The 19679-nt window shown below is 66.0% G+C and carries 13 protein-coding genes, 1 pseudogene and 1 riboswitch; of the genes and pseudogenes, 13 read left to right on the top strand and 1 reads right to left on the bottom strand.

Annotated features, from left to right (window positions below):
• Positions 1 to 954 precede the first annotated feature (954 nt).
• The 4 genes from MKL20_RS10335 to MKL20_RS10320 all read left to right on the top strand — a co-directional run bounded on the left by MKL20_RS10335 (position 955) and on the right by MKL20_RS10320 (position 6228).
• Positions 955 to 1308: a methylamine utilization protein gene (locus MKL20_RS10335; RefSeq protein ID WP_244036591.1), complete on the top strand. Its 354-nt coding sequence runs from the start codon at positions 955 to 957 to the stop codon at positions 1306 to 1308.
• 62 nt (positions 1309 to 1370) lie between these two features.
• Positions 1371 to 3047, top strand: coding sequence for a methyl-accepting chemotaxis protein (locus MKL20_RS10330; RefSeq protein WP_244036590.1), 1677 nt, complete (start codon positions 1371 to 1373; stop codon positions 3045 to 3047).
• Between the two features lie 496 nt (positions 3048 to 3543).
• Positions 3544 to 5712 carry a putative bifunctional diguanylate cyclase/phosphodiesterase gene (locus MKL20_RS10325; protein WP_244036589.1) on the top strand — a complete coding sequence of 723 codons (2169 nt, stop codon included), beginning with the start codon at positions 3544 to 3546 and terminating at the stop codon, positions 5710 to 5712.
• A gap of 90 nt (positions 5713 to 5802) precedes the next feature.
• Positions 5803 to 6228: a hypothetical protein gene (locus MKL20_RS10320; RefSeq protein WP_244036588.1), complete on the top strand. Its 426-nt coding sequence runs from the start codon at positions 5803 to 5805 to the stop codon at positions 6226 to 6228.
• Between the two features lie 642 nt (positions 6229 to 6870).
• Here the strand turns inward: MKL20_RS10320 and MKL20_RS10315 are convergent.
• Positions 6871 to 7683, bottom strand: coding sequence for an IS5 family transposase (locus MKL20_RS10315; protein ID WP_244036587.1), 813 nt, complete (start codon positions 7681 to 7683; stop codon positions 6871 to 6873).
• A gap of 83 nt (positions 7684 to 7766) precedes the next feature.
• Between MKL20_RS10315 and MKL20_RS10310 the strand changes: the two are divergent.
• The 9 genes and pseudogenes from MKL20_RS10310 to MKL20_RS10270 form a co-directional block, all read left to right on the top strand.
• Positions 7767 to 9188, top strand: a pseudogene (locus MKL20_RS10310) (TonB-dependent siderophore receptor); the annotation flags it as partial.
• Positions 9189 to 9237: 49 nt separating this feature from the next.
• Positions 9238 to 10266, top strand: a complete 1029-nt coding sequence (locus MKL20_RS10305) for an ABC transporter substrate-binding protein (protein ID WP_244036586.1) — start codon at positions 9238 to 9240, stop codon at positions 10264 to 10266.
• Positions 10263 to 11303, top strand: a complete 1041-nt coding sequence (locus MKL20_RS10300) for a FecCD family ABC transporter permease (RefSeq protein WP_244036585.1) — start codon at positions 10263 to 10265, stop codon at positions 11301 to 11303. The genes MKL20_RS10305 and MKL20_RS10300 overlap by 4 nt, the downstream gene beginning before the upstream one ends.
• Positions 11300 to 12064, top strand: a complete 765-nt coding sequence (locus MKL20_RS10295; RefSeq protein WP_244036584.1) for an ABC transporter ATP-binding protein — start codon at positions 11300 to 11302, stop codon at positions 12062 to 12064. The genes MKL20_RS10300 and MKL20_RS10295 overlap by 4 nt, the downstream gene beginning before the upstream one ends.
• A gap of 21 nt (positions 12065 to 12085) precedes the next feature.
• Positions 12086 to 12754 carry a class I SAM-dependent methyltransferase gene (locus tag MKL20_RS10290; RefSeq protein ID WP_244036583.1) on the top strand — a complete coding sequence of 223 codons (669 nt, stop codon included), beginning with the start codon at positions 12086 to 12088 and terminating at the stop codon, positions 12752 to 12754.
• Between the two features lie 592 nt (positions 12755 to 13346).
• Positions 13347 to 13745: a hypothetical protein gene (locus tag MKL20_RS10285; RefSeq protein WP_244036582.1), complete on the top strand. Its 399-nt coding sequence runs from the start codon at positions 13347 to 13349 to the stop codon at positions 13743 to 13745.
• A 44-nt stretch (positions 13746 to 13789) separates the two neighbouring features.
• Positions 13790 to 15940, top strand: coding sequence for a TonB-dependent receptor family protein (locus MKL20_RS10280; protein WP_244036581.1), 2151 nt, complete (start codon positions 13790 to 13792; stop codon positions 15938 to 15940).
• 106 nt (positions 15941 to 16046) lie between these two features.
• Positions 16047 to 17006 (top strand): DUF1775 domain-containing protein, encoded by a 960-nt coding sequence (locus MKL20_RS10275; protein ID WP_244036580.1) that lies wholly within the window; start codon positions 16047 to 16049, stop codon positions 17004 to 17006.
• 367 nt (positions 17007 to 17373) lie between these two features.
• Positions 17374 to 17583, top strand: a riboswitch (cobalamin riboswitch).
• A 118-nt stretch (positions 17584 to 17701) separates the two neighbouring features.
• The gene (locus MKL20_RS10270) at positions 17702 to 19672 is read left to right on the top strand and encodes a TonB-dependent receptor plug domain-containing protein (protein WP_244036579.1); all 1971 of its coding nucleotides are present in this window, start codon (positions 17702 to 17704) and stop codon (positions 19670 to 19672) included.
• The last annotated feature ends 7 nt before the right edge of the window (positions 19673 to 19679 follow it).

Below are 19679 nucleotides of genomic sequence, written 5' to 3'. Positions count from 1 at the left end.
CTCCACGTCCGACAAGCTTCACGCCCTTCTCGACTGCCTGAAGGAGCACCAGCGCACGTTCATCCTGGCGATGGCCGAGCACGATGGGTTGCCGGCAAGAAGCGCTCTGCGCCAGGTCGCCGAACTGAAGAACGTGATTGCAGCAGTTGAGGCCGTGTCAGCTCAAGATGCCAACCGGGAACGGCAGCCCAGCTGACGGTCGCCGGGACGGCGACGTCATTCTTGATCACGTGGGCGGCTACCGCGGCGGATGAAGAGGGACGCGATGCAGCTCAAAACGGTATCCTACCCGGGAGCGGCAGGGGCGCGGAAGTGGGGTCATGTTCCCTACAGACCAAGGCACCCGTAGTCACGGATCGGGCTGGGCCGGCCGATCCGCACCGCGGGTGCACAGGTATGCAGAGAACATCTCCGAGCCTTCCCGAACAGGTACGAACGTCCGAGAGCGTCGGCGCTGTTTCGAGCTGCGCCGCGGTGCTTCGATCGGCTTCGGCTTGAGGGCGCGGACCATGGCGATATGGGTCCCGGCGCCTTCAGTGCGTGTGATGTGATGCCACCTAGCTTATGGCAAACCGCTAGCAAACTCTCTAGCAACGACTGGCAGCCTGAAGCCTTCAGTGGCTGGGCGTGGCCGCAGCCTTCCCCTGCTGCGCAGACGGCACGTCGCACGTTGGTGGAGGCACGGCAGGGTACGGTCGGGTCCGGCAAGAGGCGGTAGAAGACGGTAATGGCACGGTAAGCGGGACAGCAGCAGGAAGGGCATCACACCACACGCACTAAGGGTGTGGGCAACTCGTCTTGCGACGTATGCCAGCTGCTTCACTGTTGTCTCGTGCATGAGCCTCATCGAATCACATCCTCGTTATCACACTGAAGACGCAGAAGATTTTTGGCCAACCTTAACGAAGTGAATTCAGTATCCATCCCACGGGTCGCCAATCTGTGGTGGTGCAGATGCTCTATATCAACCAGAGATTGTTTCAGACACTTGTATTGTGTGCCACGGCTTCCCTGGCCGTAGCCAGTAGCGCCATCGCCAGCTTGCCAGACGCGGATCACCTCATATCGCAGAAGGGCAAGCAGTTCGGACCGCGGGACGTCGTCCTGCACACCGGCGAGCACATCACCATCGTCAATGACGACGGTAATTTCGTCCACCACGCCTACATCGAGGACGATGAGTTCGTCTTCGACTCCGGCGACATCGAGCCGGGCGCTAGGGCGGTCATCACCTTCCCGAAGGAAGGCGACTTCACCGTCCTGTGTGGCGTCCATCCAAAAATGAAGCTTGCCGTTCGCGTTCGGTAGGCTGCCGACTCGCACCACGGCGGCCTGCTGACTTGTTTGATATAAACTTGAAGTAGAACCTCATGGTCTTTCATATCGGTACCCGCATTCAAACTATTACCTTGATCGCATTGGGCGGGATGGCCACGCTGGTTGGCTTGGCGGCCTGGGACATGTCCGCAACCATTACCGATGCGCGTGAGCTTAAGACCCGTGACCTCGTGGAAACGGCACAGGGGGTACTCGCGTACTTCGAGGGCGAGGAGCGCATCGGCCGGATGAGCCGCGATGCCGCTCAGCAAGCGGCCGTGGCGGCGGTTCGGGGCCTGCACTATGCGGGCAACGAATATTTCTGGATCCAGGACATGCACCCGCGCATGGTGTTGCATCCCAAGGCCGACCTAGTCGGCAAGGACATCGCTGGGATCGTCGACCCGGCTGGCAAGCACCTGTTCGTAGATGTGGTCGAGCAGGTGAAACAGTCGGGGGCAGGGTTCGTCCCATACCTGTGGCCTAAGCCGGGCTTGGATCAGCCCGTGGCGAAGATCTCCTACGTGAAGGGTTTCGCGCCGTGGGGGTGGATCATCGGATCGGGCATCTACGCGGACGACACGGCGGCGCAGATGCGCCCGACCCTGATGCGTCTACTAGGAGGCGCATCCATCGTCGCCGCGATGATCGGTCTTTTCGCTACGCTCATAGGCCGTAGCGTAGTGCGGCCGCTACGCGCCATGACGGCATTCATGACCAATCTCGCCGCAGGAGATCTAAGCCGAGAGGTGCCAGGCGCGGAACGCCGCGATGAGATCGGCGCGATGGCATCGGCAGTTCAGATCTTCAAAGACGGCCTGATCCGCATGAGGGCCCTGGAAGAAGAGACGGCGGAGTCCCGCTTGGCCGCCGAGGAACAGCGCAAGACCGGCATGCGCCAGATGGCCGAGAACTTCGAGCGGGCGGTCGGCGGCATCATCGGCATGGTGTCTTCGTCAGCCACCGAGCTGCAGGCAACCGCGCAGACGATGACAGCCACCGCAACCGAGACGGCGAGCCAGTCGACTACGGTCGCGGCCGCGGCCGAGGAGGCAGCCAGCAACGTCAACACGGTCGCCGCCGCAGCGGAGGAGCTGGGCTCATCTGTCCAGGAGATCGGCCGGCAGGTCAGCGGCTCGGCTGAACTCGCACAGCTTGCCGTGTACGAGGCCGACCAGACCGGGGCGCTAGTGCAGGAACTAAGTGCCGCGGTAGCGCGGATCGGCGACGTAGTTGGACTGATCTCGACCATCGCCGGACAGACCAACCTACTAGCGCTGAACGCCACGATCGAGGCGGCCCGCGCCGGGGATGCCGGCCGCGGCTTCGCCGTCGTCGCCTCGGAGGTGAAGGCGCTCGCCGAGCAGACCGCCAAGGCCACGAGTGAGATCTCGGGTCAGATCACCCGTATCCAGGCTTCGACAGGCCAGGCCGTCACATCGATCGGCGGCATTACCGGGCGGATCCGCGAGATCAGCGGTGTGGCCACATCGATCGCGGCTGCCGTTGAGCAGCAGGGTGCGGCCACCCAAGAGATCGTGCGCAACGTCAGCCAAGCCGCGATGGGCACCGGCGAGGTGACGAGCAATATCTCGGGTGTGGCAGGCGCGGCCGAGGAGACCGGAGCGGCGGCGAGCCAGGTGCTTGGGGCGGCCTCTGAGCTGTCGCGCCAATCCGAGCATCTCGCGGCCGAGGTCGGACGCTTTCTGGCAACCGTGCGTGTGGCGTAAAGCGTTCAGGCTTTCCAGGGTGACACTGGACCAGGTCAGCGAAGGGGCCACTTCCCCCACTTCAGGAGCAAGTCGCCCTTTCTGCTTTTTGAGGCCGGCCTCCAGCCTCTGTGCACCCGACGTCGTGCCGAATTGGGCGCACAGGGCAAGGCACAAGCCCCTATCGTTGCGAAGAGGATCGCCAGCGCGCCAGGGGGCTGTGTCAGCCGCTGATAGGGAGTAACGGGAGAGTACCGGGGTCAGGGGTCAGCCGCTGATCGAGAACGGCGTTACCTCTACATTCTTCAGGCTCGCAGACCTGGTTCGATCGCTTCCGTAGGTCTCCAGGCTCGTAGACCCCCTCCCGGCGCTTACAGCAGGTGTTGCGGTGTCTAGAACAGTGCCGACATCGCACCGCACTGTAGGGGTTCCATTAACAACCTAAGGGCACAACAGCAGACGAACGCAATCTCGGGTTCCTGCTGTGCGGCTTCCCTCAATCCTCGTCGCAGAGGACGTGCGCATCGCCGCGCTGGCTGAGTACGATCTCGTTGACTCAGCACCAGCACCAGCCTTCGCTCAGATCGTCGCCCTGGCCGCACGCCTGTTCCAGGTCCCGACCGCGTTCGTCTCTCTGCTCGACCGCGACCGTCAGGTCTTTCACGCCAAGGTCGGCCTTGACTTGTGCGAGACGGACCGAGAGGTGGCGTTTTGCTCGCATACCATCACGCAGCGTGACGCCCTTGTCGTCCTCGACGCCGCCCTCGATCCACGCTTCCACGACAACCCGCTCGTCACCGGGCCGCCGTACATTCGCTTCTACGCCGGCATCCCGCTGCACGCGCCTTCAGGCCATGCCGTCGGTACGCTCTGCCTCGCCGACACGCGGCCGCGCAACAGCTTCTCCGACGCCGACCGGCAGATCCTGCAGCAGCTATCCGATCTTGTCCTCGACCGCATGGAGCTGCGCCGGCTGGAAGTTGCCGAGCGAGCGAGCCAGTCGCGCTTCGTCCAGATCGCAGCGACTTCGCCGGACGGCATCGTCTGTGCCGATGCAACGGGCCACATTACCTTCTGGAATGCCGCCGCCGAGCGCATGTTCGGGCACAGTGCCGCCGAAGCGATTGGGCAGCCTATCGACCTGATCGTGCCCGAGCGGATGCAGGGCGGTCATGGCGGTGGCCTGCACCGCGTCGCCGGCGGGGGCAAGCCCCGGCTCCTGGGCAAGACGGTCGAGCTGCCAGCTCGTCATAAGGATGGGACCGAGTTCCCGATCGAACTGTCGTTGTCGCGCTGGCAGGAGGAGGGGCGTGCCGCGTTCGGTTCGATCATGCGCGATATCCGCGAGCGGCGCGCCAACGAGGACCGTCTGTTCCGCCTCGCCCACCTCGATCCGTTGACCGAACTGCCTAACCGGGCTGTACTGTGCGAGCGGCTGACCGAGATCGTCGCCGCCGCGCGTACCGTGTCGGTGCTGATGTTCGATCTCGACGGCTTCAAGGAGATCAACGACAGACACGGGCATGCCACTGGCGACGCCGCGCTCAAGGCGATCGCCGCCCGTCTGCTGGCATGCGTTCGCCCGATCGACACGGTCTCGCGTCTTGGCGGAGACGAATTCGTACTGCTCATGCCCGACACTGACGATCCGCTGCGGGCAGCCGAGGTGGCGGATCGGATCATCGCTGCTGTTGCGGAGCCGTTCGAGCACGAGGGTCAGACGCTCCGCCTCGGCACTAGCGTCGGCATCGCCCTGGCCCCGACCCACGGCGAGAGTGCGGACGACCTGCTCTCGTGCGCGGATCTGGCCCTGTACCAGGCCAAAGGCGACGGTCGGCATTGCCACCGGCTGTTCACCCCCGTGCTGCGGCAGCAGGCACAGCGCCTCCACACCTGCCGCGACGAACTGGGTCGGGCCGTCGAACGCGGTGAGTTCGTGCTGTTCTATCAACCGCAGGTACGCCTCGGCGATGGTGTACTGGTCGGGGCAGAGGCGTTGATCCGGTGGCAGCACCCGGAGCGAGGGCTGCTCGCGCCTATGGCATTCCTCGACGCGCTGGATACCAGCCGGTATGCCGCCCAAGTCGGCGACTGGGTGCTGCGCACCGCCTCTGAACAAGCCGTGATATGGCGCAACGCGGGAGCACCTGAGTTCCGGATAGGGGTGAACCTGTGCAGCGCGCAGGTCCAGCGCGGCGATCTTGCCGAGACGGTCCAGGCGATCCTACGGGACACCAACTTGCCCGCTGCTGGCCTCGAACTGGAGATCACCGAAAACATCGTACTACGCCACGATGCCGAGGTGATCGCAGCGTTGCGCAGCTTACGCACGGCTGGGGTGGGCATCGCATTCGACGATTACGGCACCGGCTATGCGTCGCTCAGCCTGCTCAAGCGCTTTCCGTTGACCCGACTGAAGATCGACCGCTCGTTCGTGACCGGCATGCTGGCCTCGCACCAGGATGTAACGATCGTGCGGGCGATCCTGGAGCTTGGGTGTGGGTTCGGGCTCGCGGTGATCGCCGAGGGCATCGAGACAGAGGCGGAGTATGCGCGTCTGCGCGAGAAGGGTTGCCAAGAGGGACAGGGCTACTTGTTCGGCAAGCCAATGCCCGCAGACGTGTTCGCAACTCGGTTCGGTCTCGGAGTTCGGCAAAAGGCGGAGGCCACATCGGCTGCTGCCTAGTGTCCCAAGCGAGGCAGGCTGTAGCATTTATCCCGGCACAAGCCCCTTAGCGCTACGCTTCCTTCACTCCTGGTGGCACAGTGCGGCCCCATGCCGATCCGGCCCGAGCACCGCTTCTTCTACCCGATCGACTGGCGCGAGCTGTCGATGGCGATCCGCTTCGGCCGGGCGCAGGGCCGCTGCGAGAGCTGTGGGCGACCGCACAGGCAGATGGTCTACCACCTCGGTGATGGGCGCTGGTGGGACGCTGAGGCTCGCCGCTGGCGCGACGGATGGGGACGCCGGATCCGGCTTAGGTCTGGCGTTGACATCCTCGGCCGCGCCCGCCGAACCCACGTCGTGCTGGCGGCAGCCCACCGGGATCACGACACGGCTAACAACGCGGATGCCAACCTCGCGGCGTTCTGCCAGCGCTGCCACATGATTCACGACCGGCCGGAGCATCAGAGGCGGCGGCGGCGAACCCTGTTCCGACGGAAGGCGATGGGTGACCTGTTCGGTGGTCCCTACGCCTGAGATACGGCTGAGAGAACCGTCAGCTGTCTTGATCCAGGTCGAGATCGCGGATCAGGTCACCGATCGGATCGCCGTCGGAAGTCCTGTTCTGTGAGGCTGGATGTATCAAGGTGCTCGAAAGCCTGGGCAATGTCCTCACCCCCGGCGGTAGGGGCATCGTTGGGCGATGTGCCAGCAACGCTCCGCTGTCCGCCATCAACGCAGCGGGCTCACTGCCGTGTAGTCTATGCGGAGGATCGGTCCAGATTGTCGGCACGGTCGCCGTGTCATCAGCGACTACAACGACCCGGACATTGCGTTCCGACCTCTCGTAGTTGCCTGGATGTAGGACGTGTGCGGCGACCAGCAGCCCGAAGGCAGCAATCGCGGTGGTGGCGAGGGTGGATCTGTAGTGTTCCATGTAGGCGGAACAGACGGCTAAGCTTGCCGTTCCGCTTGCTCTCTCGGGATAGCTAACCGTGACTTTACGGGCGCCGTTCAGCCCGGCTGAGGGAACGATCCGAGCTGCCACTACGGCTCCTTGCCAGGAGCTACAAACGGCTGGGGAGCCTACGGGCAGCTACTATCCAACCGAGGAACAGCTTCACGGAAACACGATTACCCTTGAGCCGTCCAAGGGTCCCTAAGAGTCCGTCCGAGAAGTCAGGGTGATCGGGCGAGGCGTCTGACGAGGATCATGACGGCGGCGGCGTAGAGGAAGGCTCTGGCGGAGGCGAGGGTCGCTTCCGCATCCTTCCAGAGGCGCCGGTTGCGGCTGATCCAGCCGAAGAACCGTTCAACGACCCACCGGCGTGGATGGACAGCGAAGCCAACCTGATCCGGAGGCTTGCGCACGATCTCGACGGCAATGATCGTCGCGCTCGCTGGCTTGTCGCCAGCATAGCCGGCGTCGGCGAAGGCCTTGGTGATGAACGGGAAGCTTCGGCGTGACAGGCGTAGGACCGGCACGGCCCCGTCCCTGTCCTGCACGTCGGCAGGCTGTGGATCGAGGACGAGCGCACGCCCGTCCGTATCGACCAGCGCTTGGCGCTTGCGACCCTTGACCTTCTTACCGGCGTCGTAGCCGCGCGGCCCGCCGCTCTCCATGGTTTTGACGCTCTGGCTGTCGAGCACTGCGGCGGACGGCGAGGCTTCGCGTCCGACACGCTCGCGATCAGCCATGACGAGGTGGTGATTGATCCGGCCGAACAGCCCTGCGTCGCGCCAGCGGCTGAAGTAACCGAACGTGGTCGATCGCGGCGGCAGATCCTTGGGGATCAGCCGCCATGCGATGCCGCCGCGCAGAACGTAGAAGATCGCGTTTAAGATCTCTCGGGGCGTCCAGACCGGAGGCCGCCCGCGTGGCTCAGGCTTCGGCATCAGCGGCTCGATCACCGCCCACTCGGCATCGGTCAGGTCGGTTTCATAGCGAAGGCCCGCGCGGCTATGCTGCCGCCGGGTGGTCGGGGTCCACATGGCGCTTCCAGGTCAGGCTTCAGCAACCCGCCTGGAATCATCGCCATCCCGGCCACTCAACCCCGCCTCGGATCATTATCGGACGGGCTCTCAGCTGGCAGGTGACGCCGGACACCAAGCTGACGGTCGAGGCCTCGGTCACCCGCAACAACGTCATCGTCGACCGCGGCGTGGTCGCGGTGAACAAGCAGCTCGGGTTCGTGCCGATCTCCCGCTTCCTCGGCGAGCCCGGACAGGCCACCCGCCAGACCAACGAGGTTCTGCAGGTTCGGCTCGACCACCGCTTCGACGCGGACTGGCAAATGCGGCTCGCGGCCCAGTTCAACACCGGCACCCTCAACGGCGAGAGCGCCGAGGGCCGCGGCCTCCGGCCCGACAATCGTACCGTCATCCGCGACCGCAACTTTCGCGACTACAGCTACGACTCGGCCATCGGCCAAGCCGAGATCATCGGCAAGTTCACGACCGGCGACGTCGGCCACACCGTGCTCCTCGGCTTCGACCGCGAGGATTTCGATAACCGGCAGCTCTACCTGCGTTCGAACTTCAACACGTTCCCCTACGCCCTCGACATTTACAGCCCGCGCTACGGCCAGCCCCTGCCGCCGCTCACGCGCGCCTCCAACACCCTGGAGAGCGTGACCGATACCGGCTTCTACGCCCAGGACCTGATTGACCTCGCCCCGCAATGGAAGGCGCTCGCCGGCGTGCGCTTCGACCTGTTCGAGCGGTCCTTCAAGCAGCGTGTCGGGAACACGAGCGGCGAGCAGACCCGGGCTGCCGCCTCGCCGCGGGCCGGCCTCGTCTATCAGCCCCTTCCTGAGCTCGCCCTCTACGCCAACGTCAGCACCAGCTTCCGTCCCAACATCGGCACCGACGCAAGCCTCGGAGCCCAGTCGAGGCCGTTCGAGCCGGAGACGGGCCTCGGCTACGAGGCCGGGGTCAAGGTCGAGCTCTACGGCGGCGCCTTGCTGCTGACCGGCGCGGCCTTCCGCATCGACCGCCAGAACGTTCTCACCGCCGACCCCAACAACAGCGGATTCCAGATCGCGGCCGGGGGCGTGCGCAGCCAGGGCTTTGAGTTCTCCGCTGCGGGCCAGCTCACGCCGGAGCTGCGCATCATCGGCGGATACGCCTTCACGGACGCGTTCATCACCAAGGACAACGTGCTCCCGCTCGGCGCCCCGCTGCTCAACATCCCCGAGCACAGCGGCACCATGCTGGCGGTCTACGAGGTCCAGGCCGGACCCCTTCGCGGGCTCGGCATCGGCGGCGGCGTGCGCGCGGCCGGCGAGCGGGCGGGCGACGCGTCCAATTCCGGCTTCAAGCTGCCGACCTACGTCGTCGCCGACGCGCTCGCCTACTACAAGTACGAGAACTTCCGCTTCGGCATCAACGTGGAGAACGTTTTTGACACCGCCTACTACGTCGGCTCCGTCAGCCAGTTCCGCGTCGATACCGGTTCGCCCCGTCGGATCACGGGTTCACTGCTGGCACGGTTCTGACGAACGCGTGCCGCCGGCGGGAACGCAAATTCTCATGGACCGAAGCGCGATGACGTTCCGAGCTGGTACCAGGCTGGCCATGCTCGGGGCGGCCGTGCTGCTCGCATCGGCCGACGCAGTTCGATCCGAGCCGACGCGCTACCCTCTCACCCTTGAGAACTGTGGAACGGACATCAACTTCAAGGGGGCGCCCAAGAGGGTCGTCTCCGTAGGCCAGACGCAGACGGAGATCCTGTACGCCCTCGGTCTCGCGGACCGCGTCGTCGGTACCGCCGTCTGGTTCGGGCCCGTCGCCAAGCCCTACGAGGCGGCGAACGCACAGGTGCCAAGGCTCGCCGACAACACTCCGAGCTTCGAATCCGTGCTCAATCAAACGCCGGACCTCGTGACGGCGATGTTCGCCTGGCACATCGGCCCGCACGGGGCCGTGGCCCGGCGCGAGCAGTTCAATGACCTGGGCGTGCCCGTCTACGTGTCGCCGGCCGATTGCGTCGGCAAGGACAACTCCGCTCCGGGCGACGGCGTGCGCACGCTGCCCTTCACCATGAACCTGGTCTACCGCAACGTCCGCGAGCTTGGACGGATCTTCGATGTCTCGACCCGAGCCGTGATGCTGGCGAATGAGTTGAAGGCCCGCGAGGACGCGGCCATCGCGTCGATGGCCGACAGCCCGGTACGCGGGATGTCGGTCGTCGTGTGGTTCTCCAGCCGGGACGTGAGGGGCGACGCCTTCCTGGCGGGGGCCAAGGGCGTTCCGGCCTACATCCTCGACAAGCTCGGGGCACGCAACGTGATCACTACGAACGAGGAGTGGCCCCAGGTGAGCTGGGAGAGCATCGCGGTCGCCGATCCCGCCGTCATCGTCGTGGTCAAGATGGACCGCCGCCTGTTCCCGGCCGACGATCTTGCGGTGAAACTAGACTTCCTCCGGACCGACCCGGTCGCACGGCGCCTGACGGCAGTTCGCGAGAACCGCATCGTCGTCCTGGATGCCGCGGCGACCCGGCCGGGGCTCGGGACCATCGATGGAATGGTCTCGCTGGCGCGGGAGCTTCGTACGCTCGGGCCTGCCCGGTGAGGGCCGTCGTAGTCACTGGGTCCGCTTGGTTACCGTGGTCCATCGCCGCCGTCGCCTCGCTGGCCTTGCTCTGCCTGGCCATCGCCCTGGCGATGACCGTCGGCGAGATGCAGATCCCGCTGGCAGTCGTCATGCGGGCACTCGGCAACGCTACGCTCGATCTCGGCTATGCGGTCAGCCCGATCCAACAAGGCGTGCTGCTCGACTACCGGCTCAGCCGCGCCCTGTTCGCTGCCTCCTGCGGCGGAACGCTCGCGGTTTGCGGCGTCATCCTGCAAGCCCTGCTCCGGAACCCCCTCGCCGAACCCTACCTCCTCGGCATCTCGGCCGGGGCCTCCACGGGCGCCGTCGCGGTGATGGTGCTCGGCCTAGGCGGCGCGGCGCTCGGGATCTCGGGCGGCGCTCTCCTCGGCGCGGTCCTGGCAATCCTGACCGTCGCCCTGCTTGCGGCCGGCTCCGGCGGTACCAGCGAGCGGGTGATCCTCTCTGGGGTCGCGGCCGCCCAGATCTTCAACGCCGCGACGGCGACCATCGTGACGACCTTCGCCAGCGCCGAGCAGGCACGCGGCGTGATGTTCTGGCTCCTTGGAAGCCTCGGCGGTGTGCGCTGGCCGGACGTCTGGCTCGCGGCGCCGGTGACGCTCGTTGGGTTCGCGATCTGCCTTGCGCATGCCCGCACCCTAGACGCCTTCACCTTCGGGGAAGATGCCGCGGCCTCGCTCGGCGTGTCCATTCCCCGGGTCCGCCTCGTGCTCTTCGCGACGACGGCCGCGATGACGGCCATCATGGTCAGCATCGCGGGTGCGGTGGGCTTCGTCGGCCTGCTGATCCCGCATGCCGTCCGCCTCGTCGTCGGTCCACGCCATATCCGCCTTCTGCCGGCAGCTCTGGTGACCGGGGCGGCGTTCCTGGTGGTCGCCGACATCCTGTCCCGCACCCTGATCGCGCGTCAGGTCCTGCCGATCGGGGTGGTCACGGCCCTGTTCGGGGCGCCGGCCTTCGCCCTGATCCTCACCCGCGCGCGGCGCCGGGCATGACGCTCGCGGCACGGGACGTCCGTTGGAATGCCGGCGGCAGGATGATCGTAGACGGCGTGACGCTGGCGGCGGCGCCGGGGCGGATGCTCGGCGTCGTCGGTCCGAACGGTTCGGGTAAGTCGAGCCTCCTGCGCCTGCTCTGCGGCTTGCGGAACGTAGGAAGCGGCGTTGTGACCCTCGATGGTGGGAACATCCGCGATCTCCCGCGCCGGGCCATTGCCCGGCGCATCGCATCCGTCGAGCAACACGCCGGCACGCAGGAGAACGTGACGGTCGAGGACGTCGTGCGCCTGGGACGGACCCCGTACCGGGGGGCCTTGTCGCCCTGGACGGAGGCCGACGAGGCCGCGCTGGAACGGGCCCTCGCGCAGGTCGGCATGGACCTCCGACGCAACCAACCCTGGGCGACCCTGTCGGGCGGCGAGCGCCAACGGACGCAGATCGCGCGGGCACTCGCGCAAGAACCAAGTGAGCTCATTCTCGACGAGCCGACCAACCATCTCGACGTGCGCCATCAGCTCGACGTCCTATCGCTCGTGCGCGGGCTGAGCATCACCAGCATCGTCGCCCTGCACGATCTGAACTTGGCCGCCTTGTTCTGCGACGAGGTCGCCATCCTGAACGAAGGCCGCCTGGTTCGCTCCGGGCCGCCTGCGGCGGTCCTAACGGCCGCATTGATCCAGGAGGTCTTCGGTGTGCACGCCGAGGTCCACGCCTCGGAGTTCAGCGGCCGGCCGCACATCGAGTACCGCTTGGACTGAACGACGGGGAGTGCCACGATCATGAGTGCATCCGAGGTCGCCGACGGTGTCACTGCCTATTGGGACGCCCGCGCGCCCCGCTTCGACGGCGCCGCAGCGCATGTCCGCTCGCCGGACGACTGGACGGAGGTCCTCTCGGCGGCGTTCTGCGCCGACGGCCCCAAGGACGTCGTTGATCTCGGGACCGGAACGGGTGCGTGCGCGCTCGCCGCGGCGTCCCTTGGCCATCGCGTCCGGGCGTATGACGGCTCGGCCCAGATGCTTGCCGTCGCACGCGCGGCCGCCGGCAAGGCTGGGCTCAATATCGAGTTCGTACAGGCGCTCATCACGGACGCCCCGTTAGAACCTGCAAGTGCCGACATCGTCACGATCCGCAACGTGCTTTGGACACTCGAACGACCAGGTGAGGCGCTACAAGTCGCCCGTCGCACCCTGCGCCTGGGTGGCCGTGTCGTCGTGTCCGATGGGATGTGGTTGGTCGCGCCGGGGGAACGCTCGGACTATGCCGGGGATCTCGCCGCACGGCTTCCCTTCCATGCCGGCCTGCGCGAGGTCGATGCCCAAGACTTGCTGAAAGCGGCAGGATTCACGGAGGTCGTCGCGTGGCAGCACCTGTTTCGCTCTGCGCCTTATCCAGGTGGCGTTCCCATGTTCGTGCTTTCCGCGCGACGCGATGATCCGGGCCAGTAGATTCGGAGCAAACCTGACAGAAAAGCGGACGGTCCTATAGCGAACAATGCCAGGACCGAACATCTTCCTCGACAGTATGAGTGACGTAGCAGCACCGTAAGAAAGGGCCGATATGCTGACACACTCTATCATCGGTATGTCGCGGCATCGCTGGCAGACCCTGCGCCCCTTCGCCGGTTATACTACGGCAGTTCTGCGGCGGAAGGTCGCTTCCGGCTGCCTACGCGACACCGTACGAGCGCAGATCGAGGCCGAGCTTCAGTGGCGAGTGGGCAACGAACTGCCGAGCAATATGTGAAGCCATTGCAACTGGTATCAGCGTGATCGTGGCGGCCCGGCCACCGCCATCTCTATGAATCTGAGATCAGATGAGGCGACGACGTCTGCTTAAGGCCGTTGCCGCGTGTGCGCGGTCCCGTGTGGCGGCACAGCGCACCGTCCGCCGGGCGCTTCAATGCGAATGACCGCTCTATCTCGCAATGAAGCACTCCGACCTATTCGACAGACCGACTATTCTGGGCGACCCAGCTACATCGAAGACACAGCCGTCAGAAATCTGCGATCGTTCGACGCCCGCGGATTGACGAGGTTCGTGCACGAGCTCTACGCGAATACGATGCGCGCGCCACGGTCAAGCTGGACCACCGTCCGCGCGACCATCGCGGTGGTCGCGCTGTACGCGCTCGCGCTGCAGGCCGTCCTCGGCGGCATCGTCTCCGTCAGCTTCGACGGGACAGCACACCAGATCTGTTTGCAGGGTACGGATGGCGGGGGCGACGGGCCGGCACAGCCCCTACTCCCGCACTGCCACCTGTCGTGCTGCACAGCGGCCCATACCCAGCCGGCCCTCGACACCCCGCGCGGCATCGCGGCGACCATTGCGTGGCCGCTGCGCTACGCCGTCAGCGTGATCTGGCGCCCCGAAATTGTCTCCGCCCCCCGGGCACCGCCCCGTACCCAAGCCAACGCCCGAGCACCGCCCGTCGTCTGATCTGATCGTCCATTCTCGATCACCTCAGACCACGGATCCCTGTCATGTACCGCTTTCCACGGGTCGAGCTTTGCGCCGCCCTGTTGCTGACGCTGCTCGCCTGCACGTCGGCCTTCGCCCAGACCGCAGCCTCCCAAGCCGTCACCCTGCCAGAACTCAGCGTCGCAGGGGCCGCTACGCCGAGTGTCGGCACCTCACCGCGGGCGGGCGAGAGCGCCGGCTCGATCACCGTGCCAAGCGTCGACCGCCAGCGCGCCGCGGTGAACGCGACCGTCGGGTCCGTCGCGTTCGTCGACGCCAAAGACTTTCAGAACCGCTACGCCAACACGATCCGCGACGTGCTCAAGGATACCCCTGGGGTCTACGTCCAGGAGCGCTACGGCCAGGAGTTGCGCCTCTCCATCCGCGGCTCGGGGATCAGCCGCGGCTTCCACCTGCGCGGGCTCGAACTGCTGCAGGACGGCATCCCGATCAACCTCGCCGATGGCAGCGGCGACTTCTATCAGATCGACCCCCTCGCCCTGCGTTCGGTCGAGGTCTACAAGGGTGGCAACGCTTTGACCTTCGGTGCCACAACCCTTGGCGGCGCGGTCAACTTCGTCACGCCAACCGCCTACACGGCCTTCGCCCCCAATATCCTGCGCATCGACGGCGGCAGCTTCGGCACGATCCGCGAGCAGGCTCAGGTCTCTCGCATCGACGGGCCCCTCGACGTGCTCGTCAACGCCACGATCACCAATTCGGATGGGTACCGCGCTCACGAGGCGCAGGCGACGAAGAACTTCAACGCCAACGTCGGCTACCAGATCGCCCCGGGCATCGAGACGCGCTTCTACGCGGGCGTCTACATCACCGACCAGAAGCTGCCCGGCACGCTGACGCTCGGTCAGAGTTTCCTCACCCCGACACTGGCCAACCCCACCGCCATCACCGGCAACCAATCGCGCAAGGTCGAGACCGAGCGGATCGCCAACCGCACCTCGTTCCTGCTCGACGTGGGCAAGCTCGACATCGACACCTGGGCGATCCACAAGAGCCTGTACCACCCGATCTTCCAGGCGATCGACCAGGACGGCTGGACCTACGGGATCAGCCCGCACTGGGCCGGCACCTTCGACGTCGGCGGCTTCCGCAACGACACGATCCTGGGCCTGCGCGCCTTCGCCGGCGAGAACTCGGCGCTGCAGTTCGTCAACGTCCGCGGTCAGCGAGGCACGCAGACGCTCAATAGCCTGCAGAGCGCCTCGAACTACGAGGCCTACGGCGAGAACCGTTTCTGGTTCCTGCCCGACGTGGCGCTGATGGCTGGCGCCAAGGCGTTCTCCTCGAACCGCACCTACAGCAACAAGGGCGGCCTGGCGGCCAGCCCCGTCGCCCAGTTCGGCAACACGACCTACGACGGCATCAACCCGAAGATCGGCCTGCTGTGGCAACCGCTGCCGGACGTGCAGGTGTTCGGCGACGTGACCCGCTCGCGCGACGTGCCGGACTTCTCCGACCTCGTGCAGCAGAACACCCTGAGCACCACCTTCGTGCCCCTACGGGCCCAACGCGCCGTGACCTACGAGACCGGAGCCCGCGGCAAGATCGACCGCATCGGCTTCGACGTGACCCTCTACCGGGCCGACATTCACAACGAGCTGATCAACTTCTCGATCAACCCGGGCCTCAACATCCCGGCGGCTACCTTCAACACGCCGCGCTCGGTCCACCAGGGCGTCGAGGCGGCGGTCTCGCTCGATGTGGTGCGCGATCTCACCGGCGTGGGCGACACCCTGACCGTGACGCAGATCTGGACACACAACGACTTCCGCTTCGTCGGCGATCCGGTGTTCGGCAACAACCGCATCGCCGGCATCCCGACGGACGTCCTGCGCACGATCCTGAGCTATGCCCATCCGAGCGGGTTCTACCTCTCGCCATCGCTCGACTGGGTGCCACAGGGCGCCTTCGCCGACCACGCCAACACCTTGCAGGTGCCGGGCTACGCGCTGTTCAACGTGCAGACCGGCATAGACTTCAAGAACGGAGTGTCGCTGTTCGTGGACGCCCGCAACCTCACGAACGCGCGCTACATCTCGGACATTTCCGTCGTGACCAACGCGGCGGCCACCGCCGGCGGGGCGGGCGCGCTCGCCGCCTTCTATCCCGGCAACGGCCGCAGCGTGTTCGGCGGCATCCGCGCCTCGTTCTGAACCCGCGCCGATCCTGCGGTCGCCGCGGCGACCGCGGCTCCATCGGGGCCGGGGGCGTGTCGGCGACCCGGTCTCTACATCACGCGATCACTCTTAGAGGCAAAGCATGCCCATTACCCTCCGCCTCACGCTCGCAGGTTTCCTCGTCCTTCCGGTGACGGGGGCCTGGGCGCACGCCGTGCTGGAGCACAAGGAAGCCACTCCGGATGCCGCCTACCGCGGTGTCGTTCAGATCACCCACGGCTGCGCCGGGTCATCGACCACCCAGGTCAGCGTTACCATCCCGGAGGGGGTCGTCGGCGCCAAGCCGATGCCCAAGCCCGGCTGGCGGGTGACGACCACCAAGGGCGCCTACGCCAAGGCCTATCCCTACTACCACGGGGCGATCTCGGAAGGGGTGAAGAGCATCACCTGGGCCGGCGGCAGCCTGCCCGACGACCAAGTGGACGAGTTCACGTTCTTCGCGCGTGTCTCGGACGCCTTTACGCCCGGCCAGACCGTCTATTTTCCGGTGCAGCAAGACTGCGAGGCGGGCAGCCAGAGCTGGAGCGAGATCCCTACGGCGGGGACATCCACCCGAGACCTGAAGCAGCCCGCCCCCGGGGTTCGTATCGTCGCCGCACGAACGGCCGCTCCGGCGGTGACCGCGATCAGGGCCGGCACCCTGTCCATTCAGGCCCCATGGGCGCGCGCCACGCCGAACGGCGCCAAGGTGGCCGGCGGCTATCTTAGCATCACCAACACCGGAACCGAGCCGGACAAACTCACTGGAGCCTCCCTTGAGAGGGCGAACCGCGGCGAGGTGCATTCCATGTCGATGGACGGCGGCGTGATGAAGATGGCCCCCGTCGAAGGTGGCCTCGTGATCAAGCCCGGGGAGACCGTGACGCTCAAGCCCGGCGGCTACCACCTGATGTTCACCGACCTGAAACAGCCGCTGATGAAAGGCGACACGGTGGATGGCACGCTGACCTTCGAGACAGCCGGAACGGTTCCGGTGGCGTTCACCGTGGAAGGCATCACGGCACAGGTTCCGAACGCGGGCGAGCATCAGCACGAGCACTGACCTGGTCGTACCCATGCACGAAGACGGGCGCGGTACCGTTGAAAGGGGCAGGACGAACGACTGCTTTTGGGCACCCGGCAGACCGCTGCGGCCGGCAAGGTTGGGTCGCAAGCAACCGCAAGCGCCGGTCTGAGAAAGGCGCACCCATAGCGAACTACCGCCGGTCGCTCCGTTGCCCACACTAAAATCGCACCGGCTCAACCGGCCGCTAAGCGTGGGAACCAGACTTTGGCCTTCCATTTGGAAGCGGACGTTCCGCTTCCGACACAATCCATTCGTCGAACAGACTGGTGGATTGTGGAACGAGGCTGGAAAAGCACACACCACAGGAACGTGCGCACCTGCGTTGACGGATTAGGAATGCTCCATCTAGCGTGGAGAAGACGGTTCCCCTCGGGGATCAAAAGGGAACGCGGTGAGGTCACGCCCGTGAGGGCTCGGCCGATGCCGCGGCTGCCCCCGCAACTGTAAGCGGCGAGTCCTTCATCACGACGTCACTGGGCGGCCTCGCCCGGGAAGACGATGAGAGGGCGACGACCCGCGAGCCAGGAGACCTGCCGTCAGCCGTGGTCACACGCGGAGCTTGCCGGGCGGGGTGTCCTGGGAGGTGTCGCGGCGCCGTGGTTCCCTTGAGGACGCGGCCGCCGAGGCCTCGTTCGCGGTGACGTGCCACAGCCGTCCCCCGAGGCCGTCCCGTGTCCTGTTCCGTCCCCTCCGCGCTTCGGCGCAGCCTAGCGCTGTCCTGCGCCGTATCCGCGCTGCTCGTCTCCATTCCCGCCCTCGCGCAGCAGGTCGCTGCGCCGTTCGCCGATATTCAGGGAGGCGCACAGGCCGCGGTCTCCCTGTCCGAGATCTCGGTCTCAGCCACCGGCGTGCCGACGCCGATCGCCAACACGGGATCGAGTGTCACCGTGCTCACCGACCGCCTGCTACAGGAGCAGCAGCGCCGGACGGTGCCGGATGCCCTCCAGCAGGTGCCCGGCCTCAACGTCGTGCAGACCGGCGGCGCCGGCGGTCAAACTTCGGTCTTCATCCGCGGAACCAACTCGAACCACGTGAAGGTCCAGATCGACGGTATCGACGTCAACGACCCCTCGACCCCAAACCGCGCCTTCGACTTCAGCCAGTTGCAGACCTACGACCTTTCGCGGATCGAGGTGTTGCGCGGGCCGCAGAGCGGCCTCTACGGAGCCGACGCCATCGGCGGCGTCATCTCCGTCGTGACCAAGCGTGGCGAAGGGCCGGCTCGGGCAACGGCGACCGTCGAGGGCGGCTCGTTCGGCACCTTCAACCAGTTCGGCAATATCTCGGGCTCGGAGGGGATCTTCGACTACTCGGTCTCGGTCGGCCACATCCGGCAATCCGCCGTCCAGATCACCCCGTTCGAGCTGCTGCCCCGCGGCGTGCCGCTGCGGACAGCCTTCACCGACATCAAGACGGTCTCGACCAAGCTCGGGGCGCAACTCACCGACGAGTTCCGTCTCAACTACGTCCTGCGCTTCTCCGATAGTGCGTATCTAGATCAGGCCGACGGCGGCTTCCCGTACGCGCCGCTGCCGTACCGTAACCTCAACGATCAGCAGCAGTTGATCATGCGCGGTGAGGCCGAGTGGACGCCGGTGCCGGGCTTCCACAACGTCTTCGGGGCGAATTACTCCAAGTTCGACCGCCTGTTCGCCGGCCCGCTCGACCCGCTAGCGCCGCCGACGCCCACCACCTACCTCGGTGAACGAACCCGGTTCGATTACCGCGGCGACTGGCAATTCTCGCCCGGCAACCTCGTGCTGTTCGGTGCCCAGCGCGAGGATGAGCGCTTCGAGACGACCGGCATCGACCGGTCCAACGGCAACACCGCGGGCTTCGCCGAGCTTCAGACGACGCCCTTCGCGGGAGCTGCGCTGGTCGCCAACATCCGCCACGACGCGAACGATCAGTTCGGCGGCGCGACCACCTTCCGGGTGGCGCCGAGCTACATCGTGCCCGGCACCGAGACCCGCCTGAAGGGCAGCGTCGGCACCGGTTTCAAGCCGCCGACCCTGAGCCAGCTCTATCAGGACTACCCGGGTTTCCGCTTCTTCGGGAACCCGAACCTGCGGCCGGAGGAAAGCTTCGGGTTCGACGGCGGCTTCGAGCAGCCGCTGTTCGATGGGTTCATGACCGTGGGTGCGACCTACTATCAGACCGACTTCAAGAACCTCATTCAGACGGCCTACTACCCGACCTTCTCGACCAACGTGAACGTCGGCCGGGCGACCGCCTACGGCACCGAAAGCTTCGTCGCCCTGCGCTTCAACGAGTTCTGGAGTGGGCGGCTCGACTGGACCACCACGGTGACGAAGGACGAGATCGCCCACCAAGAGTTGCTGCGCCGGCCACGCAACAAGGTCAGCGCGACCGCGATCTGGAACCTGATGCCGGGCTTGACCATGACCGGCACGCTCATCGTGCTGGGGTCGTTCGTGGACGGCAGCCGCGACTTCTCCGTTCCCCGCCTGAAGGCCCCCGGCTTCACGCTGGTGAACCTCTCGGTGAACTACGCATGGAGCGAGACCCTGACGGTGTTCGGGCGGATCGATAACCTGTTCGACCAGCGCTACCAGAACCCGACCGGGTTCCAGGGGCCGGGGCTTGCCGTCTACGGCGGCGTCCGCGTGACGTCGTTCTGAGGTCGCG

Source organism: Methylobacterium sp. E-066 (assembly GCF_022829635.1).
In the GTDB taxonomy this organism is placed as follows: domain Bacteria; phylum Pseudomonadota; class Alphaproteobacteria; order Rhizobiales; family Beijerinckiaceae; genus Methylobacterium.
Note: the sequence above shows the minus strand (reverse complement) of the source record. Positions and strands in the feature narration are given on the sequence as shown.

What these genes read in the sequence shown, in the direction of transcription:
- MKL20_RS10335 (WP_244036591.1), top strand. Translation starts at nt 955, where the DNA reads ATGCTCTATATCAACCAGAGATTGTTTCAGACACTTGTATTGTGTGCC.
- MKL20_RS10330 (WP_244036590.1), top strand. Translation starts at nt 1,371, where the DNA reads ATGGTCTTTCATATCGGTACCCGCATTCAAACTATTACCTTGATCGCA.
- MKL20_RS10320 (WP_244036588.1), top strand. Translation starts at nt 5,803, where the DNA reads ATGCCGATCCGGCCCGAGCACCGCTTCTTCTACCCGATCGACTGGCGC.
- MKL20_RS10315 (WP_244036587.1), bottom strand. Translation starts at nt 7,683, where the DNA reads ATGTGGACCCCGACCACCCGGCGGCAGCATAGCCGCGCGGGCCTTCGC.
- MKL20_RS10305 (WP_244036586.1), top strand. Translation starts at nt 9,238, where the DNA reads ATGACGTTCCGAGCTGGTACCAGGCTGGCCATGCTCGGGGCGGCCGTG.
- MKL20_RS10295 (WP_244036584.1), top strand. Translation starts at nt 11,300, where the DNA reads ATGACGCTCGCGGCACGGGACGTCCGTTGGAATGCCGGCGGCAGGATG.
- MKL20_RS10290 (WP_244036583.1), top strand. Translation starts at nt 12,086, where the DNA reads ATGAGTGCATCCGAGGTCGCCGACGGTGTCACTGCCTATTGGGACGCC.
- MKL20_RS10280 (WP_244036581.1), top strand. Translation starts at nt 13,790, where the DNA reads ATGTACCGCTTTCCACGGGTCGAGCTTTGCGCCGCCCTGTTGCTGACG.
- MKL20_RS10275 (WP_244036580.1), top strand. Translation starts at nt 16,047, where the DNA reads ATGCCCATTACCCTCCGCCTCACGCTCGCAGGTTTCCTCGTCCTTCCG.